Consider the following 26,596-nt stretch of genomic DNA (forward strand, 5'->3'; position numbering starts at 1 on the left):
CAATAAGGGGCATTTTTATATTGTGTGTAGCTTTTTCGATACACACTTTAGGGTGTGACCGACGCCACGAAAAACTGCAACTTCTGTTAACGGTTGTCAATTTCTGTGACGCATGATTCGAACAGTTTGCAATTTACCTCGACAACAATGGAAAGTTATCGTACTGTGACTTTTATTGGACTTTTTGATTGACACACCTAGACCTAAGGTAAATTCGTGAAAACCTCTCAACAGTCGGCTTTGCACCGCATTAATTCGGCACACTCGGTACCGCTTCGTGTCGCCACTGGCGGTATGCTCGCTACCCTTCTGGTGAGTGGCGGGTTGGCCGTCATCGAAAAGAAGGACGTTAACGTTGATGTCAATGGGGAAAGCATTGCGCTTGCCACCATGTCAGAAACTGTTGGCGAGGCATTACAACGGGCGGGCGTGGAGTATGACTCCAAAGATCGCATTGACCCAAAACCTGATGAAAAACTCCGCGATGGTGCGACCATTGTGGTCCGTACCGCCAAGCCTGTTGCTGTCACTATTGATGGCCAAACCAAAAACATCACTTCCACCGCACTTACCGTTGATGAACTTGTGCGGGAAATCGGCGATGTTACCGATGCTGACCTACTCACCTTTGATCGGCAAAAAAAGATCCCTACGGAAGGTTTGAAGCTTGGCGTAACTAAGCCGAAGATCATTACCGTTACCGATGGTGAGGGTGCTACAACCTACACCAATATCGCTGCCAATACCGTTTCTGATGTGCTGAAGCGTCGTGGGGTAGACCTAGGTAAGGACGACGTCGTTACGCCCGCCCTTGACACCCCAGTTACCGTTGGCATGGACATTCGCGTTGACCGTGTTCATATTGAACGCGTCACCGAAAAAGTCGCATTTGAAGCGCCAGCAACCTATATTGATGACGCAAACACCTTCCAAGGTGAAGAAAAACTTATTACCGCCGCTACTGTTGGTGAAAAAGAAGTCACCCGTGATTTACGCTTTGTCAATGGTCAGCGCGTCGCCGATGACATTGTGGAAGAAAAGGAATTGGCGCCTTCCACACCAGCAACCATTAAACGAGGCACCAAACCAAAGCCATCCGCACCAAGTGTCTCTGGTGGCTCCGTTTGGGATGCGCTCGCCCAATGTGAGGCGGGTGGCAATTGGCACATTAATACCGGCAACGGTTTCTCCGGTGGCCTACAATTCACTCCAAGCTCATGGCTTGCCGCAGGTGGCGGACAGTATGCACCAATGGCTTACCAAGCAAGCCGCGAAGAACAAATTGCAGTTGCGGAAAAACTTCAGCAAATGCAAGGTTGGGGTGCCTGGCCTGCTTGTACCTCAAAGCTTGGTTTGCGTTAACTTTTCCTAGGCTGTCTGCGGTAGATTCATATGCACTATGCACAATGAGGACGCGCAGGCAGCACTGCTGGGACCCGTAGAAATCCGCCAGTTGGCGGAAAAACTTGACGTTACCCCTACTAAAAAACTTGGCCAAAACTTTGTCCATGATCCAAATACCGTGCGGCGAATCGTTGCCGCTGCGGAAATTGGTGCGCAAGACCATGTTATTGAAGTAGGGCCAGGGTTAGGCTCCCTTACACTCGCGCTGTTGGACACGGCAGCGAGTGTCACCGTTGTGGAAATCGACCCACGGCTAGCAGCGGAACTGCCGCACACCATTGCTTGGCGGGCACCGATGCATACCGACAAACTTCGGGTGATAGTGCGCGACGCGTTAGAGATCCACCAAAGTGATCTTAGGACTCAACCAACGGCGCTTGTAGCGAACCTGCCATATAATGTTTCGGTGCCGGTACTGCTGCATATGCTTGCCGAATTCCCTTCTATTCGCCGAGTCTTAGTTATGGTCCAAGCTGAAGTGGCTGATCGTCTTGCTGCAAAACCTGGATCAAAAATTTACGGTGTTCCGAGTGTCAAGGCAGCATTCTACGGTTCCGTACGGCGTGCCGGCGCCATAGGCAAAAATGTGTTCTGGCCAGCACCAAAGATTGAATCAGGTTTAGTGGCCATTGATCGCACTGACCCGTATCCCGTCGCATTACGCCCAGCTGTATTTACACTTATCGACGCCGCGTTCGCCCAGCGCCGAAAAACCCTCCGTGCTGCGCTCACAGGAGTGTTTGGTTCGGCGGCAGCAGCGGAGACCGCATTACAAGCGGCCAATATTGATCCTCAACTCCGCGGAGAAAAACTTGATATTGCAGATTTTGTTCGGCTTGCCGAAATTTTAAGGGAGCACACTCATGCCTGAGTTTCTCGAAAACGTAGTTGCTACGGCTCATGGGAAAGTGAATCTATACCTCCAGGTTGGTGATCTCCGGCCGGATGGGTACCACGATCTCACAACGATCTATGAGTCACTTTCACTTTCGGATGAGCTTTCATTAACCGCCGTAGGTGCTGGTGGGGGAGTACGAGGTCTTTCCGTCCAGGGCCCTCGAACCGTTCCCACCGACCAAACAAATCTTGCTTGGAAGGCTGTGGAATTACTGGTAGCGGCATATCGGGACCGAGGATTTACGGAATTCCCAGAAGTAGAAATCTCGATTCGAAAAGGCATTCCTGTTGCTGGTGGTATGGCGGGTGGTTCTGCGGATGCGGCAGCAGCTCTATGCGCTATGGAGCGTATGCTTGCCCCGGCCTATGGGGCAATTGGCCGGAATGAAATGCTTAGCCTTGCCGCCACACTGGGTTCAGATGTGCCATTTGCATTGGTTGGCGGTGTGCAATTGGGTACTGGTCGTGGGGAACAACTCACCTCAGTAATGCATCGCGGGACGCATCATTGGGTGCTAGCAATGAACTCGAAAGGGCTTTCAACTCCAACGGTATTTCAAAAACTTGATCAATTGCGTCAAGAACGCACAATGCCTCGTATTGGTCACGACCATGAATTACCGATCGGTCCAATAACCGCCGATCCGCAGCGCTTGGCACAAGCCCTAGCAAATGATTTACAACCAGCTGCATTAAGCTTATTGCCGGAATTGCGGCGAACCTTAGCCGCCGGAAAAGCCGCTGGTGCACTTGCAGGAATCGTGTCTGGTTCGGGGCCAACATGCGCATTTATATGCGCAGATATGGAACACGCACACCAGGTGGCTGACGCACTTATCGATGATGGGGTAGCTTCGGCTGTTACCACCGCTACAGGGCCAGCCGATGGCGTAGTTATACAAGGACAAACATGGCAAACTTGGTCAACTTAGAAAATGTTTCAAAGTCATTTGGTTTAAAAACACTCCTAGCAAACGTAAGTTTGGGTGTACAGACAGGTGACCGTATTGGCGTTGTTGGTTTAAATGGTGGCGGAAAATCAACCCTATTAAAGGTGCTGGCAGGCATTGAAACACCAGATGAGGGCAGGGTTTCACATGTGAATGGCCTTCGAATGGCAATGATCACACAATCCGCGGACCTAGACCCAGAAGCCACCGTCGCCGGTATTGTGCTTGGCCCGCTGGGCGTCGAAACCTACCAATGGGCATCAAATCCAAATATCCGCGAAGTGCTTTACGGCCTCGGCATAATCGACCTTGGGCTTGACACACGTGTAGGCGAACTCTCCGGCGGAGAACGACGCCGCGCCAACCTCGCCGCCGCATTAGTCCAGGAACTGGATATTCTAATCCTCGATGAACCAACAAACCACCTTGATATCGAAGGTGTACAGTGGCTTGCTGATTACCTTGTCGCACAAAAAGCCGCACTCATTGTGGTAACTCACGACCGTTGGTTCCTTGACACCGTGGCAACCCGGACCTGGGAAGTCCACGACGGCCAAGTAGACACCTATGAAGGCGGCTATAACGACTGGACCTTCGCCCGCGCCGAACGCGCCCGCCAAGCCGATGCCATGGAACAACGCCGCCAAAACCTAGCGCGCAAAGAACTCGCCTGGTTACGGCGCGGGGCACCTGCCCGCACTTCGAAACCCCGCTATCGCATCGAAGCCGCTGAAGCACTCATTGCAAATGTTCCGGCACCTCGCGATACCGTAGAACTCATGGCGTTTTCCAAACGTCGCCAAGGCAAACTTGTTATCGAACTCGAAGACGCCTCGATGCAAACCCCAGATGGCCGAGACCTCCTCCACAACACCACCTGGCGCCTCGCACCCGGCGAACGAATCGGCCTTGTTGGAGTCAATGGTTCCGGCAAAACCACCCTCCTGAAAACCCTCGCCGGCGAACACCCCCTCACCGCTGGCCGCCGGATTCAAGGCAAAACTGTAGCGCTCGGTTGGCTCCGCCAAGAACTCGACGACCTCGATCCCACAATGCGCCTCCTTGACGCCGTGGAATCCGTTGCCAACTACGTTCACTTTGGCAAAAAAGAACTCACGGCATCCCAACTTGCCGAACGCCTTGGATTTAGCGCAAAACGCCAACGGACCCCAATCCGAGACCTTTCCGGAGGTGAACGCCGACGCCTCCAACTCACCCGAGTCCTTATGGCCGAACCCAATGTCCTGCTCCTGGACGAACCTACCAATGACCTGGATATAGATACCCTTCAAGAACTTGAATCCCTCCTAGATAACTGGCCAGGCACACTTGTAGTTATCTCGCACGACCGTTACCTCATCGAACGAATCTGCGACTCCACGTGGGCGTTGTTCGGCGACGGCAAACTCACCAACCTTCCCGGCGGCATTGACGAATACCTCCAACGCCGCAAAACCATGCCAAAAGAAACCCGCCCGCTCAATGCCAGCAAGTCTGGTGTTCCTGGCGGCTCGGCTGTGGGCGGCTCGACTGTGGGCGGCTCGGCTGTGGGCGGCTCGACTGTGGGCGGCTCGACTGTGGGCGGCTCGACTGTGGGCGGCGGGTTGGGTAACTCGGGTAGCACGGCTGAGTTTGGGACAGGTAGTACGGCGGGCCGGAGCTCTGGTAACGCAGCGGGCCGGAGCTCTGGTAACGCAGCGGGCCCGGATGCGGCAACGAGGCGCCGGTTGGAAAAAGAAATGAAAGCACTTGAACGGAAAATGGAGAAACTCCGAGACCAGCTTGCCGATATTGATCAGCGCATGGCAGCATCTGCAACCGACATTCAAGCACTCACTGAGCTCAGCACAGAAAGCTCACTGATTAGGGAAGATATAGAAGCCTATGAACTTCAATGGATGGAACTCGGCGAACAGCTCGAAGGTTAAGCGAATGCAATGTAACTTTAACTAGAGGAGCAGTCAATCCTTGCCTTAAAGTTGTAGCTTTTGTGCTTACGTTGAGTGCTTGTGGCTGGGGGGCTTATATTGGATGCCTGTGCTGGGGGCAGACTGCGTGAATTTGTCCTCGGGGGGGGAGGTTGGTTTCTTTTTCTATGGTGTTTTGGGGTACGGGAGGGCTGGTGATGGTTTAGAAGAGCTTGGGGCGGGGTTGGGCTGGCTTGAGGAAGGCCTAGACGGGCCCGGGAAAGGCAGATTTGTGTTGTGGGCTCCTGGTCTTGGGGTGTGACCTGGGGAAATGTTGTGGTGGGTTGTGGGTGATGTGAAATCTGCCTGTTTTCCGGGTGGGTCGGCAGAAAATCCAGGGCTTCCCGGGGGTTTGAGCTGGTTTCCGGGGTGAGTTGGCTGGTTTCCCGAGCCTTCGAGCCGCTTTCCCGAGTGTTTAATAGGCGCACCTTATCAAACTAGTGATGTTTTCATCCCTACTGTCGCAGATTCCATAAAAACAGCCGAAAAAATGGAATCTGTGACAGCAACCAACATTGCACACAATCGTTGACCTGGGGTTTGTCGCAGATTCCATAAAAACAGCCGAAAAAATGGAATCTGTGACAGGTTCCCTACCTATCGTGTCACAAATTCCATAAAATCCGCCGAAAAAATGGAATCTGTGACAACACGCCCAACCAGCGCCCGAAAAGACCGGTCAGCGCCCAATACGACTCTAAACACCGGATCGGCCACAACATAAATCTGCCTTTCCCAGCTTTCCCATCCCAGCTCTCCCGTCCCAGCTTTCCCATCCCAGCTTTCCGCCCCACAGAGTTCCAGCATTCGGGCACTTGTCCGCGCCTCCTTGCATCAAAGTTGGCTTGGGCAGTGGTTTGGGGGTGGTTGAATCGCCAACAAACTACACCTGGAGATTCTGTTATCTGATTGTTATTTTGCTAAATATTGGCCGATCTTTCAGATCTGTGAATTGTATTATTTTAGTGATCGCCAATTTCGTGCCCTTGCTTTGATTCCGTTGGGTGCGGCTATAAATCCCATGGCAGCTTTCGTGCATCAGATCGATTTCTTATCGCAGTAAAGCCGCTGGTCCTTCTCTGATTTGCGTACGCAAAAAGAAACGACATGTGCACAACATATGCTATCGAACGTTGCTTCGTATAATGGTGCCTACCACGCTTATAGCTGTAGAACGTGGAGTTTGCACATCTGGCAGTTTCTTCAATCGCGCGCCCGCACACACCTCAATTTCGTCGTAGAAATCCTGTGGCCTGCACTTTTTCGGGTGGTAGATCGTGGGTATGCTTTGATAGGCTTCCGGCGACAATACTTTAGACCCAACTTAAAACCTGTAAAGGTCCTATATAGGGACCGGACCTATTGGAAAGATATTGATGAACCTCACCTTTGGGGAGGAATAGAATGCCTCAAACATTGCAAAAGTCTTACCCTAGTGATTCATTTGATGTGCTTGCTTTGGCCTCACCAAGCATTGATGCGTTTGCTGCATATGACGCGATGCATGATGCATTGTCAACACTTAAGGCAGCGTATTTGCGTAGGATCTTGTATGTTGATCACCGAGATACGGAATTACAGTACGAGGTTCGGATAGCGCAATTGGAACAGATTCACCGCGATATTGATGTAACTGATGTAGAAGGGCTTCTTCGGGTGGCTAGGAATGCCACTGAGGAATTAGCGTCGATCGGGGGACTTGGCGGTGGCGAAACCCGCTAACAAATTGACTGCTGCCGATTTTCCAGTGTGTGATTCGGATATTGTTCGCATTGGTGATCGGTTAGTGCAGCATTTTGTGTATAACCAGCCGCGTATGTCTCGGCCGAGTGCAATGTTTATTGGTGGCCAACCGGGTTCTGGGAAAAGTATGTTGGTGGAGCATTATCGGCGGGCATTGGGCGGGGCCGTGGTCGTTGATTCGGATATTCTGCGCCAGCTACATCCTGCGGTTTTAGAGATTTCGAAGGTGGCACCGTTGCGGTTTGATGTATTGAGCAATGGTCCAGTCGGTGCTTGGTGCAATACGATTATTGAGCATGCTCGGCAACATCGCTGCAATGTCATAATTGAGAACACGTTTGCAAATCCCCAGGCAGTGCTACATGAGGCGCGCACATTTGTGGATGCTGGCTATATGGTTGGTTTTTTGTGTCTTGCGGTGCCGTCGAGTGTGTCGCGATTGGGGATAGTGAATAGGTTTCGCCAGGCTTCACGTGCCGGGGGTTCTTTACCGCGTTGGACTACGGAAGCTGCACATACTGCTGCGTTATTGGGGCTCGCTGCGACCATTGAGGAGTTTATTTCCTCGCGTATTGGCTCAGTTGTAGTGACGGATCGACAATTAGCGCATCGATACCGGATTACCCGTCAGGACCGGGTGGTGGATACATTGGAGGAAGTGCGGGATACATTTTTTGCAGATATTACGTCGGTGGAGCAGTGGGGGGATAGCTATGGTGCGTGTGTATCGTTCCTGCTTGATAGTGGTTTTGTGACTGCTTATACATCACGTTTGCTGTATAATTTGGCGTGGGATGCGGAGGCGCTTCGGCCGGTTGGGTTGCAGCTTCCAGCGCGGCATCAGGAGTTTCGTAAGCGGATTAGTGACGCATTAATCGAGGGGTGAAGTTTCGGTAGGCTGTGTCGCATGATTCTGATTAATGTGAAATTTCACGTTCGCCCTGAATTTGTGGAGACTTTTCCGCAACAGGTAGCGGCGTTTACTGAGGCTACACGTGCAGAGCCGGGCTGTTTGTTTTTTGATTGGTATCGCTCGGTGGATGAAGACAATGTATTTGTGCTCGTTGAGGGTTTCCTTGACGACGCCGCGGAGGCCCATGTTGGTTCGGAGCACTTTCAGCAGGCCTGTGTGGATATGCCGAAATTACTTGAAAAAACACCGACGATTATTAATACATTGATTCCTGGGAAGACGCATTGGGATCAAATGGCTGAGTTTCGTGTCGAGTAGTCATCATGGGGTAGTAGGCTGTTGAGCATGGGTAAAAAGGACTCAAAAAAGCTGCCAAAACTTTCAAAAGTTGCCTATGAAGAAGAGCTCAAGCGTCTTCAGGCAGAACTAGTTGATATGCAACAGTGGGTTGTGGAAACTGGTGCGCGGATCGTCATTATTATGGAGGGCCGTGATGCCGCTGGTAAAGGTTCTGCAATTAAGCGAATTACCCAATACTTAAATCCAAGGACGTGTCGTATTGAGGCATTGCCAGCGCCTACTTCGAGGGAACGCGGACAGTGGTATTTCCAGCGTTATGTGGAGAAATTGCCTACTGCTGGGGAGATCGTGATTTTTGATCGCTCGTGGTATAACCGTGCTGGTGTGGAACGTGTGATGGGTTTTTGTACATCTCAGGAATATCGCAGGTTCTTGCATCAGGCCCCTATTTTTGAGCGGCTTTTGGTAGAAGATGGCATTTTGCTGCGAAAGTATTGGTTCTCTGTATCGGATGAAGAGCAGGTTCGGCGTTTTAATTCTCGGTTGGAGGATCCATTGCGGCGCTGGAAGCTTTCTCCTATGGATTTGCAGTCGATTACTCGGTGGGAGGATTACTCCCGGGCGAAGGATGAGATGTTTATCCACACTGATATTCCATCATCACCGTGGTACACGGTGGAATCTGAGGATAAGAAGCGTTCACGTATTAATGTGATTAGTCATCTTTTGTCCACAATTCCATATGAAAAGATTGATCGGCCGTTGCCGGAGATTCCGCAACGTCCGAAGTCAAGCCATGATTATGAGCGCCCACCTCGTTCGGATTTCCGGTATGTTCCGGATGTTGCTGAACATCTTGTGGCTACCAAAAAGAAGTCTAAAAAATCCAAAAAGAAGTAAGTAGTTTTGTTCGCCTATCCCCTGGTAAAAGGGGTAGGCGAACATAGTTGTGATGTACATTCGGTAGCGGGCTTGGTTGTGTTGTGGGACACTAGGCCCATGAGTAGTCGACCAACTGAAAACCTAGTCAATGCTTTTGTTCGTAATTCTACGGGGATGTTAGAACTGAATCGTCCGCGTGCATTGAATTCTCTAAACCCGGAAATGGTGGACACTATCACGGTGGCGTTGGACCGCTGGATCGATGATGAGTCTGTGCACCGTGTGGTTGTGTATTCAGCTTCTGATCGGGCATTTTGTGCGGGTGGGGATGTGCGAACCGTACGCGATGAAGATATTGCTGGAGAACACGATGCCGGAGATCAGTTCTTCAATGCCGAATATGAGATGAATAATGATATTGCGAATTTTCCAAAGCCATATATTGCGGTAATTGATGGTGTTGCAATGGGTGGCGGACTTGGCATTTCACTGCATGGTTCGCATCGGGTGGTAACCGAAAAGGCGTACGCAGCGATGCCGGAGATGGTTATAGGTTTTATTCCTGATGTTGGGGTTAGTTGGATGATGCAACGGATGGTTGGCACATTAGGCAGACCAAGCCCAGCATTGGCTACGTTCCTTGGGGTTACGGGGTGGCGGCTTAGCCCGGCAGATATGATCTGGTCGGGCATGGCTACGGATTATATTCACAGTTCGGATGTGCAGGATTTTATTGCCATGGTGGTGGCCGAATCTTTGGACGAAGCCCTGGAGCGGTACGCACGGGACGTCGATACGGAATCCGAGTTGGCGCAATATATCGATGAGATCGAGCAATGTTTCGGATTTGAAACCTGGGCAGAAATCGAACAGGCGCTTGCCCAGTGTGAGAATCGTGAATTTGTGGCTATGGTGGAGCAATTGGTGAGCGCGGCGAACCCGGCGTCGATAGTGGCAGCGGTGGAGCTTTTTGCGGCCAATCGTTATGCGGAAACTGTGCGAAAGGGCCTTGATAATGAGTTTACTATTGGCTCGGCACTGCGCAGGGAACCGAATTTCGCGGAGGGAGTGCGCGCGGTTTTGATTGATAAGGACCGTAATCCGACGTTTACCCCGGCGACTATTGCGGAGGTCGACGCCCAGCACTACCGCACGCTGCTTGGAAGGTAATGGTTACACGCGGCAGGGTTCTTGAGTGGAGTCCTGTCGCGTTTTTGCTTGGATCTTAAGCCATACCGTAAAGCCCCAAATCACAAATGCGCCGTACACAATGTACAGTACCGCGGAGGGGTAGTAGCCAGCCGAAAGTAAGAGCGGAACGCCAACAATATCTACGCCGATCCATACCAACCAAAATTCCGTCCAGCCGCGCGCCATGCCATAGGTCGCCAGGATGGAACCAGTGAAAATCCAGGCATCTGCAAGCGGTCCCCAAGAACCGAGGGAAGCGAAAACCCAAGCGAAAAACGCGGTGCCTGCGAGTGCAAATACCAGCATTCCCACGCGCTCGCGAGTGGTTGCCCAATGGGGTTGTACTGCGGCAATATCCTCGTGCGGTTCGGAAATAATAGACCGTGAAGGATTGGTATCTTTACATTCCTGAATGCCGCGTTGTTTTGCAGCCGCCCATGTTATCCAGCCATAGAGGCTTACTAGGAGGAACATTACTTGCCGGCCGGCTTGCCCATATAAATCCAAATCCTGAGGAGTATGGAACACACCGCCGAGAAATACGGTAAATAGTAAAAGATTTCCAAGAATACCTACTGGCCAAGCCCAAACTACTCGCTTCATACCTCCAATAGCAGAAGCAAGACCAAATAGGTTGCCAATAATCTCACGCCAAAGAATTGGGACGCCGCCAATAACCAAGGTGGCATCTAGTAACTGAGTAAAAGGATTCACAAGGAATCTCCTTGATAAAAAGAAGAAACGGGACACACATGAATCCTCGGGGCTTTGAAACGCAGGCATAATGCTCTATACCTACAGCTCTCTTTCATCCGGACTGTTACCGTCGGCTGTGGGATCTCACCACAATCTGCTGACCCACCTTTTGCAGGTGGCGCTCGCGGGCTCGCCAAAAATGGCACTACCGCCGGTGGGGAATTACACCCCGCCCTGAGAACGTAGGCAATAGTTTAGTACCGGCTCCACTCCACTTCACCATCAGGGGTGTGGAAAATGACCTTAAAGTCATTTGTGGTCTGATGAATTGCTCGTGCTGTGGCATATGCGGTGGCACAACGGGTGCGATCCAATGCTGGGTCAATCTTGGTTCGCAAAATACCTTCAACGCTCTTTTGCGTAGCAGGCGGTAGGTCCAATGTGGCATCGCGCACCAGCACCATGGCCCAACGATCTGTCCCAAAGGGCACCACAATATGGGTCCAGAAACCTAAGATCGGTTTGGCAACCTCAGGAAGATTAAGCTGCCAAGCAGATTCAATTGGCAGGGTAGGTTGCACAAGAGCTGGAATCCCATGTTGGGCCCCGAAATTTCGTAGGCGCTGACCAGCCGCTAGATCCGAAAGGGAAGGATCAGCCCATGCCCAAGTCCACTGCGTATCTGTAATTACCGCAATTGGTTGTGCACTCATTACCATTTGCGGGACATTTGTGGCGTGTAGCAGCGCTGTTGACCGATCTGGTTGGAGTTGTCCCTGACAATTTGGGAGCAGCGAATCGGCGCGGAATTGATATTCAGCGGAAAGGAAAATGGCATCTGCGCGAACATCGTCGATACTGATATCTGAAACAATATCTATAAGTTGTCCATTGCGGATAATAAGTTTTTCACCAGCGATTTCTGCATCCCATTCTGTAATTGCAATAGGCAATTCCCGCATGGCGGCAAAGCCAGTAAGCGCTCGCTGAATATCAATATCGGGAGTAAGCCGCGGTATTGCGCTTCGAATACATACTTGAGGCTCTAAAAGCGGAAGTTCCGCCATGACAATAAGGATATCGGTGGTGCCATCAGCGCGGGGCGCGCGAACCAATGGGGCATTATCATGAAGCGTGCGGGCAGCTTGCTCAAGCTCTATTGAACCAGCGAGCTCACCGCTAAATTCCGGAATATTAAATTCCGCGCCAAAGGCTTCTGCTATTGGATCATCCCAGGTCCACGTGCCATCGCGGACAGAAGCGATCTTTTTTGCCGGTAGCGTAAGGTCTTTCCCAGCACCAAAATACCGCACCCTATGTGTGGCGCCAGCAACCCCTGTAGCCGCACCGTCAGCGTCGAAATCGGCGCTACGTCGGGCACCAATCAATTGGGCGTATGCATTATCGACGCCCGCTTGTGCGATAAGACCATCATGGGCGACTTCTTTAACGTTTGTTGGGTTCGAATGTTGCACAAATACCTATGGTACCCGTAATGGAAATGAAAATGACGCAACCTACTATAAATAATTCTTCGCGTTGCCTTATCGCTTCACTATTAATCATTGCGTTGCTGTTCAGCGTTCGGACTTGTTTACATCTGCAAATCTTGCATTGCAGGCAGATATCTGGGCACACTTAGAAACCACCGTTTTGGGCAGGTAAAACCCTAGGGCAGCGATTTTCATGCAATCCTATGGCGTAGTATCTGCAAGATTGCGGTCGCCTCTAAAAACTATATGGTTTATTTTTACCGGGAATAATCTTTGTGTATCCACAGTATTTGCGCATGCATGAACCATGGGGAATTTTCAAATCAAATACCGCATATGCCGATTGCATTTTGTTTGCTACGTTAATCCCACCAAAAATACCAAGTGTCAGAATCTTCCACTAAGGCTTGTAGTAGTTCGATAGTATGCGCTCCCTGAGCCACCATATCCGGGCACACAGTGTAGATTTCTTCCGCTATTTCCCGCGCTTGCTGTGCAGTTTTTGGCGGGTGCGTAATCATGAGCTCAAATTTATCCGCTCCTATAGTGACAAGGACTGCACCATAGCGGTCTTCCCAACTGCGTAAACATCCAGAAATATCATTTCCAAACAGATTTTGGTTTACCGAGCCCAGCCAACCTATAACGGCGGGGACATCAGCTGGTCGACGAACTGGAACCAGTAATAGCGCTTCTGGTGGGATAAGTCCGGGGCACAAGAGTACTTCCGGTGGGGATTTTTCCGGCCTGGCTCGAAAAAGACCTTGGAACGGGGGAGGAGATGGGGCGAATGGCTGTACCGGAGGACGAGTAGTCAACCAAGGGTCGTCTGGCTCATTTGTGCATACTGGCCATAGACCGGTGGTATGAAAATCCTGCAAGAATTTTACATATAGCTCGGCGAGATTTCCTTGAGTAATAAGTGCCCCAATAGGCATATTCGCATCGGAGCTAATAAGTCGGTGGGGTAAGCCCCAAGTGGTGAGTATTCCCAGGTTGCCTGGTGCTTTTGCGGTAATTTTGGTGTGTGCATTGAACATGCCACAAAAATAGCAAAGCACCCTTGGACTGGTCACGGGTTATGGAACAAAAACCAATGGTTCAATAAGGTGCCAGGCGACAAAAATCATCACTAATGCGGTGGCGCTTTCCAAGATTTGCCAAGCTCGTTTGGACTGGAATAACGGTGTGAGCGCGGCACCTGCAAATGCAAGACCAGAAAACCACGCGGCACTGGCAGCAATTGCTCCAAGGTAGTACCACCACTGACCCGGATAACCGAAAGCGCTTGCGAGGGTGGAAATAAGAACAAGATCGATATACATTTGCGCGTTCAGCAATGTTATTCCAAGAATTTCTCGGGTAACTTTCTGCCGGGTTTTTATTTGCCCATTGCGTACTTGCGAAAACACTGCAGGGTTGCGTGCTTTTTGGATTGATTGCCAAGCAAGGAGACAGAGATATGCGGCACCTAAAACTCGGAGTGCACTAAGTAGCCAGGGGATTTGGTGGATTAGCAAACCGATACCAGCAATGCCTGCCGCAATAAACAGGACGTCGATAAGAATGCACCAAAATGCGGCAGTTATTGCGTATTGACGCAAAATCCCTTGGCGCAAAACATAGGTTGATTGTGCCCCAATTGTTGCAATAAGAACAAAGGTGGCGGTAAAGCCAGTCATTATGGCGGGCGTATCAAACATAAGTGCTTACAGTAGGTGGCTCGAAAGCGCTCATCAATTTAAGAATGCTTGTGCTGCTCAAGCAAATGTAGGCTGGTGGCAGGTTTGATAGAGGAGGAACAATGGAAACTACCCATATCCCTTCGGGGGATGTGCAATTGTGTGTCTATACCTGGCCGGTAGATAGCCCTCGTGGGGTTGTACGAATTGCGCACGGCATGGTGGAGCATGGGCGTCGTTATAATGCCTTGGCTGAATATCTTAATGAACATGGATATGCGGTTGTTGCCCATGATCACCGTGGTCATGGAAATACCAAGGGGGTACCGCGCGGGTATTTCGCTGATGAGCATGGTTGGGATGCGGTCATTGCGGATATTCAGACAGTTGGTCGATATGCCGCCGAGCGCTTTCCAGAAAAGCCTCAATTCCTTGTCGGGCATTCAATGGGTAGTTTTCTTACCCGCGACTATATTTTCCGCTATGGAGATGAGCTACGCGGCGCTGCAATTATTGGCACCGGCACGTGGGCTGGGCTTGTTGGGCAAATCGGGCTAAATCTAGCGAATCTTTTGAGCATGAAATCTCCAAAAGAACCCGGCAAACTCCTTACTAGCCTGGTGTTCGCTGGTTTTAATAAGGGGTTCGAGCAGCGTACAGACTTCGATTGGCTATCTCGCGATCATGCTGAAGTGGATGCATATATGGCGGATCCAGATTGTGGTTTCGCCGCAACAAACCGCTTTTTTGCAGATTTCCTTGGCGCCGTTAAGCAGTGCGAACAGTATTTCGATCTTCCGGTTGTATTGCCGGTCTATATTGCGTCTGGCGAACTCGATCCTGTTGGTGGAATCAATGCCGTTAATGATGTTGCGGCAGCCTATCGACGCCGTGGGCTTGATGTGGTCACGCACGTTTACCCGGGTGCCCGCCATGAAATTTTTAATGAAACCAATAAGGAAGAGGTGTATCAGCACCTTGTGCAGTGGCTAGATAGCAGGCTGTAACGTATTCGCGTGCGCACAATGAACACGTTAAAAAAGGAAACCCCGACGTTTTATTTAGCTGTACTGATTGCAATATCCATTGCATACCTTTTAGTATGGCCGTTTTTCGTGCCGGATCAGTTTGATTTAGCGCTTTACCGATTTGGTGCTGGGTTGACTTTAATTGTGTTCATTGTGATCCTTGTGCACTATTGGCGGAAGACCAAACAACGGTTTCTAGCGCTTCCCATTGCCGTACTAGGCTGCGTACTTTCTATTGTTCTTGACGATCCAATCGCGGCGGTGCTGGTAGCTGGGAGTTTCGGTGTGCTTGTACTCAGTTATGGGTTTCGCGCAGCGTTTTATTGCTATGTCGCATATTTTATTTCGATTGTGTTTTTATACATCGCCTTGGAGAATCCACTATGGAATACAATTATTAACTCTATACGTATTTTGCTCTTTCAATCTATGTGTTTCCTTCTTGTATATGTGGTTATTTCACTAGAAAAAGAGCGCCAAAAGACAGCGGAACTTGCCGTAAGTGAAGAGCGCACTGCGGCTGCCCGCAAACTCCATGATGGTCTTGGCCAGCAGCTGGTAGCAATGTCAATGTCCCTGGATGTTGCAAAAAATATTAATGCTATTGATAGTGCGGCAGCCTGGGATGAAGTGGAACAAGCGCGAACGCTGGCTTCAACAGCGCTTACTGATTTGCGGCGTTGGGTGCGTGCCCTCGATCCACCGGAACTCAAAACTCCCAAAACGGTAGAGCAATTCCGCGATACTTTACAAGCATTGGCGCGCGCATTTCGCGGGACTGGATTGGATTTTCATATTGAAACTCCGGATAATAACGCACAATTTTCCCAAGAAATTGGTGAGCTTATACATATTACGGCTCGGGAGGGGCTTTCCAATGCGCTGCGCCACGGCGATCCCGAGCAAATACATTTTCAGCTTGAGTATTCGCCAACACATTTGGAGTTTAGTGTGGTTGATTTTTCGGAAACACCAGTGGAGCATGCGACGGTAAGTGATGGCTACGGCATCCGATCACTGCGCACGCGTGCGGAAAAACTCGGTGGAGTTGTGGTTGCGGAACCATATGCGAAAGGTTTCCGGTTGCAGATTCGATTGCCGTTGTAATAGACAAAGCACTTGGCAATATGCTGGCTACACTTGGGGAAGCACCAGTTTTTGAAAGTAGGGTGAAATGCGGCCAATTCGCACAATGATTGTGGACGATCAACAATTACTGCGCCGCGGTCTATCGCTTCTTCTTGCGTATTCACCTTCGATCGAGGTGTGCGCCGTGTGCGGTTCTGGGGATGAGGCTTTAACAGTGCTGGATTCACAACCGATCGATATTGTGCTTACTGACGCCGTTATGCCAGGGATGGACGGCCCGCAACTTGTGGCGGAAATTCGGCGTCATTGGCCTTCGATCCCAGTGGCAATTCTTACTACTTTTGACGAGCCGGATATTGTGCGTCGGGCATTTGCTGCAGGTGCTGCTGGGTTTCTATTGAAAGATGTCTCGCCCGAGAAATTAACGCAGATCATTGAAACCATATACGGTGGATCAACCTTTATAGATCCCCGCATTGCAGACCTTCTATCGGTGCCTGGCCCATATGAATGTTTGACGCCTTCGGAGCGCTCCGTTGCAGTCCTTGTGGGGAGGGGATTATCTAATAAAGAAATTGCGTCCACACTATTTCTCGCTGAGGGCACAATAAAAAACCATGTATCCACACTCTTACGGAAAACCGGAATGCCGGATCGAACAAGGTTGGCATTGCACTTTAGCGAGCGCTCCCATATTGGGCATAGCGGGAATGATAATACTCACAGATAACTCGTGACTATGGGCACTAGTATTCCCTTTGAGCTGGTTCAACAATGGCACTATGAAAACTCAAAATATAACACCATTGGGGATTTTCCTTCGCTTGCTCGCCGCAATCTGTCTTACAGTGCTTGCGGTATTTGCTCCGGCGATTTTTTCGGTTATCGGTTCATTGCGGCCGCTATTTCAGGGTGAACTCTTTGGTGGTGGTAATGCTGGAATGTTGGCCGCCGCTATTGCAGCAATTGCAATTTATGCAATATCTTCATGTGTTGCCTATTTTGGTGCAAGGTTTCTAATTACCCGTTGGGATCGGTTGCCAGTTGCTTCACTGGGAATGCGTATTGAAAAACGCGGATTGATCTGGTGTGCGGCGATGGTAGTAATCGCATTTATTATTCAAGTGATTGTTTCCTGGGTAGTTGTAGCAGTGGGTGTGCAAGATAATGAGGTTGCAGTGCGCGGGGATACTTGGTGGTTATCAATACTGCTTACCTTTGGGCTGGGGGTGTTTTACCAGGGGATTCCAGAAGAAATTGTGTGGCGTGGCTGGTTGATTTCTTCATTGCGGAATCCGTGGCATGGATTGTTTTGGAGCACTTTGATTTTTACGGTGCTGCATCTGTTCTCCAATGGAGGGCAAGAAAACCTAGTTGAACGTTTTATCTATCTTGCGATTCCGCTTGGTTTTGCTTTTACAGCAGGTGTAACTCGCTTGATTACAAATTCCACCTGGCCTGCTATCGGCGTGCACGCAGGTTTCCATTTATCTGGGCTTATTGGTTTATATATGCCAATTTTAGAAAGCCCAGTGCATTGGTTACTCTGCGGCACGGCGTGGGTTATGGTCGGCCTGGTGATTGCGTGGCGTTGGAAACTTTTTACGGTTAATCCGCAACAAGCGGTTCTAGCTCAAACTCAGGGTGTTCCTTCTCAATAAATTGCAGACGCCACTTATCGCCAAAAAGTGCGATTAGTTCGCCGTCGGTGCGGGTAAAAATTTCCACACCGCGTTGCCTTGCAAGCTCCGGCGCGGTAGCGGCAGTGGTGCGACGTGCTACCGAATATGGCACCGGTTCGGCAATAGTTTCTACATTGTATTCATTTTCCATTCGGGCTTGCATTACTTCGAATTGCATAGGACCCACCGCAGCCATAACTGGTGCGGCATCACCGCGGGCGTCGTTACGCAAAATCTGGACAACGCCCTCAGCGGCCAGCTGATCCAGTGCTTTTCGAAACTGCTTATACTTGCCCAAACTCTTTGCTCGTAGGGTGCGGAAATGCTCCGGTGCGAATTGCGGCATGGGTGGGAATTGCACCTTTTTGCCTGCATAAATGGTGTCTCCAGGTGCGAGCGAACCAGCGTTCACAAGGCCAACAATATCGCCAGGGAATGCCGATTCGACAGTCGAACGTGTGCGCCCAAATACGGTGAGTGCGTACTTTGTGGAAAAGCTCCGCCCGGACTGCGCATGGGTTACCTGCATGCCGCGGTCGAACTCGCCGCTGACCACGCGCATAAACGCTAAAGAGTCGCGGTGATTCTTATCCATACCCGCCTGCACCTTAAAAACCACACCCGAAAATTCGTCTTCCGGTGTGCGAACCTCATCAATTGCGCTTGTCGACGCCGCGACCACCTCAGCATCGCTGGTACGTGCCGCAGGTGATGGTGCGAGTTCGCAAAGAGTATCTAAAATCTGGTGGACGCCGAAATTCAACATTGCAGACGCAAAAATCAATGGGGAAGTAGTGCACTCCAAAAATAATTCTTGATCATGGATTGCACCATCGGCAGCCAAAAGTTCGGCTTCCTCAAGAGCGGTTTCCCATGCACCATCCTCTTTTTCTAATGCTTCTTCTGGGGAATAATGCTCCTCCGGTGCAATCGTTGATCCACCAGCTGTTCGAATAAAGTGAATATATTCTGCGGCTTCGCCATCGGCATTAAGGCGCGCTAAGCCACGGAAATCACCGGCCTCCCCAACAGGCCAGAAAAGTGGCGTTGGCTGCAATCCGATCTCGGCGACAATTTCATCCACAAGTTCCAGTGGGGCCTTGCCGGGGCGATCCCACTTATTTACCACAGTAATAATGGGCAAACCACGAGCTTTACACACACGGAAAAGCTTTAATGTTTGCGGCTCTAAGCCTTTCGCGCCGTCGATAAGCATAACGGCAGCATCAACCGCAGTAAGCACACGATACGTATCCTCGGAGAAGTCGGCGTGACCTGGCGTATCCACAAGGTTGATCATAAATGGTTCGCCCTGGTGCCCCTCCGGGGCATACTCGAACTGCAGAGCGGACGAAGCGATAGAAATACCGCGGTCCTTCTCCATTTCCATCCAGTCCGAAACCGTTGCCTTCCGCCCAGCCTTGCCATGCACAGCACCAGCCTCAGCAATCACATGAGCATGCAATGCCAGTGCCTCCGTCAATGTGGACTTACCAGCATCCGGGTGCGCAATCACAGCAAATGTACGACGACGACCAGCCTCAGCAGCAACAGTGGACATGAACTTCCTTCCCGTGAATAACCCCTATAACAATAGGCCACCAACAAGGCGAGAGCTAACGCAAAACAAACCACACTGAAAAGTCGCCGATATGCGAGGACAGGTAGCCAAGTTAGATCGCATGGTTGAGTTTGCGAGTAAGTGCCTTTTACTGCTTGATATTGCTTGCTGATATTGCCTGCGCAAAAACCCCAGGTGGTCCGGAACTGGCTGCAACTTTTTCCAAACCCAGCCAATTAGCTACATTGCTACATTTTTTACCTGGGGTTTTAGGGTAGCAAAGTAGCTAACTGGCTATGTTAGGTGAACAAATATAGCCACTTCCGGACGACCAGCGCACTAAGCTTTCGAGGTGGTTCGGGATATTGCTGTGGATCAGCGAGGTCGTCGGGTTCGGGATCTTGTTCGAAAAATTCCGTCCGATAGTGGTTCCAGCATTAATGAACTTCCAGTTATTGCGGGTAGAACTTGGGGTTGGCGTGGTGATAGTGCAGTCGAAGAAATTGTCGATCATCTTCGCGGTAAGGCAACAATTGACCTCGATGCTGTTGGTCGTATTACCAGGTTGCATCGCGCACCGCAGGTTGTGGGGTCTGCTGATTCGCTAGAGGAGTTTCGGTATTCTGCTGCGGGTGCAGTTGAGTCGATGGGGTCGTTTGGCGTTGGGGATTTTCGGGGTGGTGGTCGGCTTGCTTCGCGGATGGAATATCAGGGTACGTGTGTTCGCAAGGCGGGGCGGCGGTATTACACCTATGATGCGTTGGGGCGTGTGACCAAGATTGTGGTTAAGCGTGTCTCGTTGCCGCCATTGGTACAGCAGTTCCGGTATTTGGGCTCGTCTGGGTTGGTATCGGAGTTTTCGTCCTCGGATGCCAAAAACGTGTATTGGCGGTATACATATGATCCGCGGGGGCGTCGTATTGCGAAGACGTGTGTGGATGTTGCTAGTGGTGTTGTGGTGTCCTCGCAGTTTTTCGCCTATATTGGCGATGCTTTGGTAGGGGAGGTCACTACTGCCGGTGGTGCTGAGGATGGGGTGGTTGCGCGGTTTTGGGTGCATGATCCTGTTTCCGGTGAGGTGGTCGGGCAGCTAGATCGCAAGGCGCACGCCGGGGATGGGGTGCGGGGGTGGTCACAAACACAGGTGGATGCGGTATTTTATGCGTTGGTTGCTGATCTTGCAGGTGCGCCCCAAGAGCTTATCGACGTCGTGTCAGGTGAGGTTGCGGGTCAGGTTCGGCAGTCGGTGTTTGGGGTGCGTGATTGGGATGGGGTTGCTTCTCCGCTGTTGTTTGCTGGGCAATATGTGGATTCGGAATCTGGATGGGTGTATAACCGGTTTCGGTTTTATGACCCGTACGCCGGTGTTTATACCTCTCAAGACCCTTTAGGGGTTGTTCCCAGCCCGGGTGGGGCGCAGCAGTATGTGCCTAATCCTTTGACGTGGACTGACTATTTCGGGCTACAGCGGTGCAAAGAGGAGCTTTATAATGCCATTCTTCAAGCAGAAAAAGAATTCAAGGAACTCGTCGAAAAATATGGGGGATCAAATTATTACAACATTGCTACCATGGTGACATTAGATGGAGAGATTTTTCATGCTTCAGGAGCTGCAGACAAACTAACGGACGTGCCGAAAGATATTACAGGGACGATTATTCGGTCTGAAGATGTGCCATGGCTGGTGGATAAGGTTCGAGATGCGGAGGATTTAAAAGGCCTTTCGTCTTACGTGAGGGAGCGTATAATGCGGCGGCCATTCCACGCGGAGCAAAAGCTGCTTCGGTATGCCTCGAACGAGGGGAAGCAGTCGGTAGCATTGCTTCCTGAACTCCGAGCATGTCCAAATGATAGAGACAGTACACATGGTATCTACAAGAGTATTGGTAGGTATTTGACCTGTATAGATGCATTGAAAGAAGAGTTGATGGATCCCGTCAATCACGCGAAAAAAGTATTTCGTTGGCGGTTTTTTGTTCCTCGTGATTGGCATTAGTGGTTGGAAGGTGTGTGGCTATTGTGATGGTGGATTTGCCGCTGGATGAGTTTCGTCGGTGTTTTCATCGCCTGTGTGCGATGGTGAATGCTGATGATGCGTTGGGGATGTATTTGATGCTGTGTGGTCAGGGGGAAGAGTTTTTTGCAATGGTTGATGCGTCACCGTGGTTGAAGGATGTGTGGGTATTAGATGAGAAGCCTGATTGGTTTCTGGAGCACCTGTGGTCGGTGGGTTTTCCTAAGAGCAAGTCTGGTGTATGCGAGGTGGTGAAGCCGGTGGGGGAGGAGTTTTTGATCGAGGACATTTTCAGGACTAGCAGGTTTGGTGATTTTGCTTTGGTGGTGACCGATGAGCCTGATTTTGCTAATGCGGTTCGACCAGTGTATTCGGATTATTTGGAGCATAGAATCGAAATTAATGAGATTTATGAGCGGTATTTGCGTGGTGCGCGGAGTTGTGTGTATGCGCCTGGGAATATTGATGAAGATAATATATATCACAATGAGTTTGGAGTGTTTGATACGAATTCGGAGGAGTTTGTAGATATATTTCCGCGGTCTGCTCGTTTCGAGTAGTTGGCTTCACCATGCGTGTGCACCGTGGGTTGTGGGGTCTGCTGGTTCGTTAGAGGGGTTTCGGTATTCTGCTGTGGGTGCAGTTGAGTTGATGGGATCGTTTAGGCCTTGATCTGCGGGGGCGTCGTATTGCGAAGACGTGTGTGGATGTTGCTAGTGGTGTTGTGGTGTCCTCGCAGTATGTGCCTAATCCTTTGACGTGGACTGACTATTTCGGGCTACAGAGGTGCAATGAGAAGTTTCAAAGTGCTATTGAACAAGTGATAAAAGGATTCGATGATCTTGTGGTAGAGGCTAATAGACAAATGTATGTGGGGCAGAAAGAGCGTGGTTTTAATATAGCAACAATAATGACATTGGAAGTCGAGATTGTTATGCTTCCGGGACAGTGGATGATTGGACGATTTAGTAAAGTATATTGATAATTTCAAAGGCACGATTATTTGATTTGAAAATGTGGCATGGCCGGTGAATAAGGTTCGAGATGCGGAGGATTTAAAGAACCTTTCGTCTTACGCGAGGAAGCGAGTGATGGGGTGTTCATTCCACGCGGAGCAAAAGCTGCTTCGGTATGCCGCGAACACGGATAAACAGCCGGTAGTACTGATTACCGACTACACAGCATGCCCAAACAGAAAAGATACTCGTAATGCTATTAAAAAGAGCATCGGTAGCTACTTAACGTGCACCGATTTGTTAAAGGAAGCGCAAATGTATACCACTAGTACTGATAGCGACTATAAACAGGTATATCGTTGGCTGTTTTATGTGCCGCGTATTTGGTAGTCGTTGTTGCAAGGTCTGTGGTTGTTATGGTGGTGGATTCGCCGTGAGGTTAAGCCGCACCAATTTTTGAACATGTTTTCGGTTTTGGTGCGCGATAATAGTTTGTGAATTGGAAGGGTAGGAAAGCTTGATGCGAGATCGTTTTGTACAAGCGCTAGTGGACTTGCCGCTGGATGAGTTTCGCCGGTGTTTTCATCGCCTGTGTGCGATGGTGAATGCTGATGATGCGTTGGGGATGTATTTAATGGTGAGTCGTCGGAGTGAGCAGTTTTTTACAATGGCGGATGGGTCACCGTGGTTGGAGGTGGCGTGGACTTCGAATGAGCCGTGTATTCCTTATGTTCCTCCTTTATTAGGGGGAACGCTGACGAGGTTTGGTGTGTGTGAAGTGGTGAAGCCGGTGGGGGAGGAGTTTTTGATCGAGGAAATTTTCAGTATTAGCAGGTTTGATGATTTTGATTTGGTGGTGACCGACGAGCCGGGTTTTCCTGAGGGGGTTCGGTCAGCATTCTCATATTATATGATCCACAATGACGGGTTCGAAGCCCTTGATGAACGGTGGTTGCGTGGTACTCGGAGCTACGTGTATTCGCCTGGGAATATTGATGAAGATAATATACATGACAATGAGTTTGGTGCGTTTGCTACCTATACAAAAGAGTTTGTAGGTTTATTTCCGCGGTCTGCTCGTTTCGAGTAATTGGTTTTAGTAAACCTGTGTAAAATATTTTAGTTTTGTTTATGTATTTGTGAGCGGTGCGCGGTTTGGGGAGAGGAAGTTTTGTCGCTTGATGATTGTGTGAAGGGGACTGTTGATTTGCCACGGGATGAGTTTGAGCGGCGTTTTCATCGCCTGTGTGCGATGGTGAATGCTGATGATGCATTGCGGATGTATTTGATGGTGCTTCGAAAACTTGAAGAGTTTTTTGTGATGGCGAATGCGTCTCCGTGGTTGGAGGAGGCGCGGGCGTCAGATAGGACGCCTGATCCGTTTTTGGAGTTTTTTGGTATTCCTACGGCTAGGTTTGGTGTGTTTGACGTGGTGAAGCCGGTGGGGGAGGTGTTTTTGATTGAAGATATTTTCAGCAAAGGCAGGTTTGGTAATTTTGTTTTAGTGGTGACCGATGAGCCGGGTTTTCCTGAGGGGGTGTGGCAGATGTTTTCGGGTTATATCGTTAATGAAGTTGGTATTGGGGAGATTTATGAACGGTATCTGCGTGGTGGGCGGAGTTTTGTGTATGCGCCTGGGAACATTGATGTATATAATGTCAATGATCATGAGTATGGTGTGTTTTTCACCTATTCGGAGGAGTTTGCGGAAATCTTTCCGGATGCAGAAAGTGACAAATGGTGAGCGTCTGCATCAAGTAGGAGCATTGCCCGCTTTAGTTTGAATGCTTGATTTTTGCCTATTGGTGGTTGTTCACATTATGGGCGTTGTTTTATTTGTGCTAAATGTTTATCTATGCTGGCTTGGATTATGGAATGTATTTGTTGTTTAACTTTCGCCGAGTCAGCAAATTGGATAGCGGACATTAAAAGATTGTCTAGTGAATATCCATTGAATGCTTCGGGTGCTCCTAAAGCGTATAGAAGTTTCTCGTGGTATTCAGGTTCTACCGAGTCGAGTTTGTTAAAAATTTCTATAAAGACATCTTCTTCAATTGTGCTGGTTGCTACAAAGTTCCAGATATGGCATTTGCGCTGCTGTGCGATGCGGCGAATCCAACGGTTTCGTTCCTTATTTCGGAAGTTTCTACTTTTTCAACTGATTCATTATTTCCAAAGTAGGCACATAGTTTCTGTTTTAAATAATCTCCCGTGCTATGAAAGTTTGTGTAAATGATTATTTTGGTGGGTTCGTTTTCGGGTTTTTGAGTTTTCATATAGTCGTCTAGTATTAATTGCAATGACTGCCATTTGTGATCTTCTGCGTTATGTGGAAGTTCCGGATCACGGTCCGGTTTGTCATAATCATAGAAGTCAGGGCTGATAAAGGTGACGGCATTTTCTAGTTTTGCCTGAATGGTGTTTGGGCTGGAGGTAACGTTGCGTATTTGTTGGCATAGGCGCTGGTGGCGGGGCGAAAGCGAGTATGTCACTGTGTGGAATTGGTGTTCTGGAAATAGTGGCTTGCCATTATTTGTGCGGAGGTCTTCTTTTCTAAGGCTGGGCATGTATCCATCAGTGTTGGGCTGCGCATCTTGAGGCGTCTTGTCAAAGTAGTCTTGGTCGAGCAGTGAAAGTAGTGTCCGGTATTCCCTGTGCCCATAGGCTTTGGGGGTTGCTGTAAGGAGTAGTAAATTGTCGGAGGTCTTGGTGGTGAGTAGGTCTGCTTGGTCAATAATTGCAAGGTCCCAGTGGGATTCTTTTAGATTTTAAAGTGTTTGCTCTCTGCGTGCCGCGAAGCGCCTTGGCACCTGCCGCTATCAATGAGTTCTTTGAGGTATAGGCAAGCGGTAATGGTTTTTCCGGTGCCAAAATCTTCGGCAAGGAGATAGCGGAGTGGGTCACGGGAAAGAAATTCATTCAGAGCTTGTTGTTAGTGTGGCAGAAGTTCTATATCAGAAGTCATGGGGCAAAAATATCAACAGTGTTCAACAGGCTCGTGTGCTTCATGAATTGGCGTTCTAATACGAACGGTTGGCCGGTAAAGCTTTCTGGTACACATATGGGCATGGGCGTTATTGATACTTTGCGTGTTCCTGTAATTGCTGCCCCAATGGCGGGTGGTCCTTCTACCCCTGAGTTGGTAAATGCTGTATCTGCGGCAGGTGGATTTGGGTTTTTGGCTGCGGGGTATATAAGTTCGCAGCGCTTAGCGGAGAATATGCGTGCTACAAGGGGGCCGTATGGGGTGAATTTGTTTGCGCCCCAGAAAGTGCCAAAGGATTTGGCCCCTGTGGAGGAATATGTTCGCAAACTCGATAAGGAGTTTGAACGAGCTGGTGTCCATCCGGGAGATTTTCGAACTGTTGATGTAGCCGATGGTTGGGACGAAAAGCTCGAACTTATTTATAAAGCGGCCGCGGAAGGGTGGGGGCCAGTAGTCGTTTCGGTAACGTTTGGGCTGCCAAGTACTGCGGAAATTCACCGCCTTCAAGCAGCGGGGATTGAAGTATGGGGAAGTGTTACAAACGTTGATGCGGCGCGGGAGGCAGTGGGCAGGGGCGTCGATACGCTGGTGGTACAGGGCCCGGAAGCGGGTGGGCATCGAGCAACGTTTACTACGGAAGAAACACCCTCTGAAGTGCCATTACGGGAATTAGTTGAGCAAATGCCGGAAGTTCCTTTGGTGGCGGCGGGAGGGATTATAAATGCTGAGCCATTGTCGTGGCCGGGAGTGCAAGCCATTGCGTGTGGGACGGCATTTTTGCTTGCTAATGAAGCCGGCACTGGAGCGTGGCAACGAGAGCTTATTAAAGGTGCTGTGCGTACGGCTACTACGCGGGCATTTTCGGGTCGGGTGGCGCGCGGTGTGGAGACGAAATTTATGGCGAATCATATGGATGCGCCAGCCGTGTATCCGCACGTGAATTCTATGATGGGGCCATTGCGGGCTGCTGCTCCTGAATATGCGGCGGCGTGGGCTGGTTGTGGGGTGTCATCAATTGTGGAGGCACCTGCCGCGGTAATTGTAGAACGGCTTATGGGCAGCCGATAGTCACATAAAGAAAATATAACTTTTACCCCCGTTGGGGTGGGGATTTTATATGAGTGTGCTGGTGATTCCTGGGGTTTTTGGGTGTTTGATATCG

23 protein-coding genes, 1 pseudogene and 1 riboswitch are annotated in these 26,596 nt (G+C 50.0%); of the genes and pseudogenes, 18 read left to right on the forward strand and 6 right to left on the reverse strand.

Annotation, left to right across the window (positions count from 1 at the left end):
* Positions 1–216: 216 nt before the first annotated feature.
* The 9 genes and pseudogenes from CFREI_RS04005 (at position 217) to CFREI_RS04045 (ending at position 10,226) form a co-directional block, all read left to right on the forward strand.
* Positions 217–1,362, forward strand: a complete 1,146-nt coding sequence (locus CFREI_RS04005) for a resuscitation-promoting factor (RefSeq protein ID WP_027013180.1) — start codon at positions 217–219, stop codon at positions 1,360–1,362.
* Positions 1,363–1,399: 37 nt separating this feature from the next.
* Complete coding sequence (rsmA, locus tag CFREI_RS04010) at positions 1,400–2,275, forward strand: 16S rRNA (adenine(1518)-N(6)/adenine(1519)-N(6))-dimethyltransferase RsmA (RefSeq protein WP_027013181.1); 876 nt, start codon at positions 1,400–1,402, stop codon at positions 2,273–2,275.
* Positions 2,268–3,233: a 4-(cytidine 5'-diphospho)-2-C-methyl-D-erythritol kinase gene (locus tag CFREI_RS04015; RefSeq protein ID WP_027013182.1), complete on the forward strand. Its 966-nt coding sequence runs from the start codon at positions 2,268–2,270 to the stop codon at positions 3,231–3,233. Before rsmA ends, CFREI_RS04015 begins: the two co-directional genes overlap by 8 nt.
* Positions 3,212–4,765: pseudogene (locus CFREI_RS04020) on the forward strand (ABC-F family ATP-binding cassette domain-containing protein); the annotation flags it as partial. The gene CFREI_RS04015 and the pseudogene CFREI_RS04020, both read left to right, overlap by 22 nt.
* Before the next feature lie 1,857 nt (positions 4,766–6,622).
* Positions 6,623–6,940, forward strand: coding sequence for a hypothetical protein (locus tag CFREI_RS04025; protein ID WP_027013186.1), 318 nt, complete (start codon positions 6,623–6,625; stop codon positions 6,938–6,940).
* Positions 6,924–7,847, forward strand: coding sequence for a zeta toxin family protein (locus CFREI_RS04030; protein ID WP_051256043.1), 924 nt, complete (start codon positions 6,924–6,926; stop codon positions 7,845–7,847). The genes CFREI_RS04025 and CFREI_RS04030 overlap by 17 nt, the downstream gene beginning before the upstream one ends.
* Before the next feature lie 21 nt (positions 7,848–7,868).
* Positions 7,869–8,192 carry a putative quinol monooxygenase gene (locus tag CFREI_RS04035; protein WP_027013187.1) on the forward strand — a complete coding sequence of 108 codons (324 nt, stop codon included), beginning with the start codon at positions 7,869–7,871 and terminating at the stop codon, positions 8,190–8,192.
* A gap of 27 nt (positions 8,193–8,219) precedes the next feature.
* A complete protein-coding gene (gene ppk2, locus CFREI_RS04040) occupies positions 8,220–9,074 on the forward strand; it encodes a polyphosphate kinase 2 (protein ID WP_027013188.1) in 855 nt (284 codons plus the stop codon).
* A 99-nt stretch (positions 9,075–9,173) separates the two neighbouring features.
* Positions 9,174–10,226, forward strand: coding sequence for an enoyl-CoA hydratase/isomerase family protein (locus CFREI_RS04045; RefSeq protein WP_027013189.1), 1,053 nt, complete (start codon positions 9,174–9,176; stop codon positions 10,224–10,226).
* A 3-nt stretch (positions 10,227–10,229) separates the two neighbouring features.
* On the opposite strand, the gene CFREI_RS04050 is transcribed toward CFREI_RS04045, so the two are convergent.
* From CFREI_RS04050 to CFREI_RS04065, 4 genes are all read right to left on the reverse strand, one after another.
* Positions 10,230–10,961, reverse strand: coding sequence for a nicotinamide mononucleotide transporter family protein (locus tag CFREI_RS04050; protein ID WP_027013190.1), 732 nt, complete (start codon positions 10,959–10,961; stop codon positions 10,230–10,232).
* Between the two features lie 82 nt (positions 10,962–11,043).
* Positions 11,044–11,189, reverse strand: a riboswitch (FMN riboswitch).
* Positions 11,190–11,197: 8 nt separating this feature from the next.
* Positions 11,198–12,418, reverse strand: a complete 1,221-nt coding sequence (locus CFREI_RS04055; RefSeq protein WP_027013191.1) for a DUF6882 domain-containing protein — start codon at positions 12,416–12,418, stop codon at positions 11,198–11,200.
* A gap of 380 nt (positions 12,419–12,798) precedes the next feature.
* Complete coding sequence (locus CFREI_RS04060; RefSeq protein ID WP_051256044.1) at positions 12,799–13,476, reverse strand: DUF4253 domain-containing protein; 678 nt, start codon at positions 13,474–13,476, stop codon at positions 12,799–12,801.
* Positions 13,477–13,515: 39 nt separating this feature from the next.
* Complete coding sequence (locus tag CFREI_RS04065) at positions 13,516–14,139, reverse strand: LysE/ArgO family amino acid transporter (RefSeq protein ID WP_027013192.1); 624 nt, start codon at positions 14,137–14,139, stop codon at positions 13,516–13,518.
* A 101-nt stretch (positions 14,140–14,240) separates the two neighbouring features.
* Here CFREI_RS04065 and CFREI_RS04070 point away from each other — a divergent pair, with 101 nt between their 5' ends.
* From CFREI_RS04070 to CFREI_RS04085, 4 genes are all read left to right on the forward strand, one after another.
* A complete protein-coding gene (locus CFREI_RS04070; protein WP_027013193.1) occupies positions 14,241–15,125 on the forward strand; it encodes an alpha/beta hydrolase in 885 nt (294 codons plus the stop codon).
* An 18-nt stretch (positions 15,126–15,143) separates the two neighbouring features.
* Positions 15,144–16,253: a sensor histidine kinase gene (locus CFREI_RS04075; RefSeq protein WP_156907792.1), complete on the forward strand. Its 1,110-nt coding sequence runs from the start codon at positions 15,144–15,146 to the stop codon at positions 16,251–16,253.
* A gap of 67 nt (positions 16,254–16,320) precedes the next feature.
* Positions 16,321–16,965, forward strand: a complete 645-nt coding sequence (locus CFREI_RS04080) for a response regulator transcription factor (protein WP_035112324.1) — start codon at positions 16,321–16,323, stop codon at positions 16,963–16,965.
* Positions 16,966–17,017: 52 nt separating this feature from the next.
* Positions 17,018–17,896 carry a CPBP family intramembrane glutamic endopeptidase gene (locus CFREI_RS04085; RefSeq protein ID WP_051256045.1) on the forward strand — a complete coding sequence of 293 codons (879 nt, stop codon included), beginning with the start codon at positions 17,018–17,020 and terminating at the stop codon, positions 17,894–17,896.
* Here CFREI_RS04085 and CFREI_RS04090 read toward each other — a convergent pair.
* Positions 17,844–19,478: a peptide chain release factor 3 gene (locus CFREI_RS04090; RefSeq protein ID WP_027013195.1), complete on the reverse strand. Its 1,635-nt coding sequence runs from the start codon at positions 19,476–19,478 to the stop codon at positions 17,844–17,846. The genes CFREI_RS04085 and CFREI_RS04090 overlap by 53 nt on opposite strands.
* A 352-nt stretch (positions 19,479–19,830) precedes the next feature.
* Here CFREI_RS04090 and CFREI_RS04095 point away from each other — a divergent pair, with 352 nt between their 5' ends.
* From CFREI_RS04095 to CFREI_RS04110, 4 genes are all read left to right on the forward strand, one after another.
* Positions 19,831–21,474 carry an RHS repeat domain-containing protein gene (locus CFREI_RS04095; protein ID WP_027013196.1) on the forward strand — a complete coding sequence of 548 codons (1,644 nt, stop codon included), beginning with the start codon at positions 19,831–19,833 and terminating at the stop codon, positions 21,472–21,474.
* A gap of 14 nt (positions 21,475–21,488) precedes the next feature.
* On the forward strand, positions 21,489–22,052 hold the full coding sequence (locus tag CFREI_RS04100) for a hypothetical protein (RefSeq protein ID WP_156907793.1): 564 nt from the start codon (positions 21,489–21,491) through the stop codon (positions 22,050–22,052).
* Between the two features lie 916 nt (positions 22,053–22,968).
* Positions 22,969–23,538: a hypothetical protein gene (locus CFREI_RS04105; RefSeq protein WP_027013200.1), complete on the forward strand. Its 570-nt coding sequence runs from the start codon at positions 22,969–22,971 to the stop codon at positions 23,536–23,538.
* An 81-nt stretch (positions 23,539–23,619) separates the two neighbouring features.
* Entirely contained in the window at positions 23,620–24,192 is a 573-nt protein-coding gene (locus CFREI_RS04110; protein ID WP_156907794.1) for a hypothetical protein, read from the forward strand.
* 322 nt (positions 24,193–24,514) lie between these two features.
* On the opposite strand, the gene CFREI_RS04115 is transcribed toward CFREI_RS04110, so the two are convergent.
* Positions 24,515–25,015, reverse strand: a complete 501-nt coding sequence (locus CFREI_RS04115; protein ID WP_027013202.1) for a hypothetical protein — start codon at positions 25,013–25,015, stop codon at positions 24,515–24,517.
* A 440-nt stretch (positions 25,016–25,455) separates the two neighbouring features.
* Here CFREI_RS04115 and CFREI_RS04120 point away from each other — a divergent pair, with 440 nt between their 5' ends.
* Positions 25,456–26,502, forward strand: coding sequence for a nitronate monooxygenase (locus CFREI_RS04120; protein WP_051256046.1), 1,047 nt, complete (start codon positions 25,456–25,458; stop codon positions 26,500–26,502).
* Positions 26,503–26,596 lie beyond the last annotated feature (94 nt).

The sequence above is a fragment of the Corynebacterium freiburgense genome (assembly GCF_030408815.1).
Lineage (GTDB): Bacteria > Actinomycetota > Actinomycetes > Mycobacteriales > Mycobacteriaceae > Corynebacterium > Corynebacterium freiburgense.

What these genes read in the sequence shown, in the direction of transcription:
- rsmA (WP_027013181.1), top strand. Translation starts at nt 1,400, where the DNA reads ATGCACAATGAGGACGCGCAGGCAGCACTGCTGGGACCCGTAGAAATC.
- CFREI_RS04015 (WP_027013182.1), top strand. Translation starts at nt 2,268, where the DNA reads ATGCCTGAGTTTCTCGAAAACGTAGTTGCTACGGCTCATGGGAAAGTG.
- CFREI_RS04025 (WP_027013186.1), top strand. Translation starts at nt 6,623, where the DNA reads ATGCCTCAAACATTGCAAAAGTCTTACCCTAGTGATTCATTTGATGTG.
- CFREI_RS04035 (WP_027013187.1), top strand. Translation starts at nt 7,869, where the DNA reads ATGATTCTGATTAATGTGAAATTTCACGTTCGCCCTGAATTTGTGGAG.
- ppk2 (WP_027013188.1), top strand. Translation starts at nt 8,220, where the DNA reads ATGGGTAAAAAGGACTCAAAAAAGCTGCCAAAACTTTCAAAAGTTGCC.
- CFREI_RS04045 (WP_027013189.1), top strand. Translation starts at nt 9,174, where the DNA reads ATGAGTAGTCGACCAACTGAAAACCTAGTCAATGCTTTTGTTCGTAAT.
- CFREI_RS04060 (WP_051256044.1), bottom strand. Translation starts at nt 13,476, where the DNA reads ATGTTCAATGCACACACCAAAATTACCGCAAAAGCACCAGGCAACCTG.
- CFREI_RS04065 (WP_027013192.1), bottom strand. Translation starts at nt 14,139, where the DNA reads ATGTTTGATACGCCCGCCATAATGACTGGCTTTACCGCCACCTTTGTT.
- CFREI_RS04070 (WP_027013193.1), top strand. Translation starts at nt 14,241, where the DNA reads ATGGAAACTACCCATATCCCTTCGGGGGATGTGCAATTGTGTGTCTAT.
- CFREI_RS04075 (WP_156907792.1), top strand. Translation starts at nt 15,144, where the DNA reads ATGAACACGTTAAAAAAGGAAACCCCGACGTTTTATTTAGCTGTACTG.
- CFREI_RS04080 (WP_035112324.1), top strand. Translation starts at nt 16,321, where the DNA reads ATGCGGCCAATTCGCACAATGATTGTGGACGATCAACAATTACTGCGC.
- CFREI_RS04085 (WP_051256045.1), top strand. Translation starts at nt 17,018, where the DNA reads ATGAAAACTCAAAATATAACACCATTGGGGATTTTCCTTCGCTTGCTC.
- CFREI_RS04090 (WP_027013195.1), bottom strand. Translation starts at nt 19,478, where the DNA reads ATGTCCACTGTTGCTGCTGAGGCTGGTCGTCGTCGTACATTTGCTGTG.
- CFREI_RS04105 (WP_027013200.1), top strand. Translation starts at nt 22,969, where the DNA reads ATGCGAGATCGTTTTGTACAAGCGCTAGTGGACTTGCCGCTGGATGAG.
- CFREI_RS04115 (WP_027013202.1), bottom strand. Translation starts at nt 25,015, where the DNA reads ATGCCCAGCCTTAGAAAAGAAGACCTCCGCACAAATAATGGCAAGCCA.
- CFREI_RS04120 (WP_051256046.1), top strand. Translation starts at nt 25,456, where the DNA reads ATGAATTGGCGTTCTAATACGAACGGTTGGCCGGTAAAGCTTTCTGGT.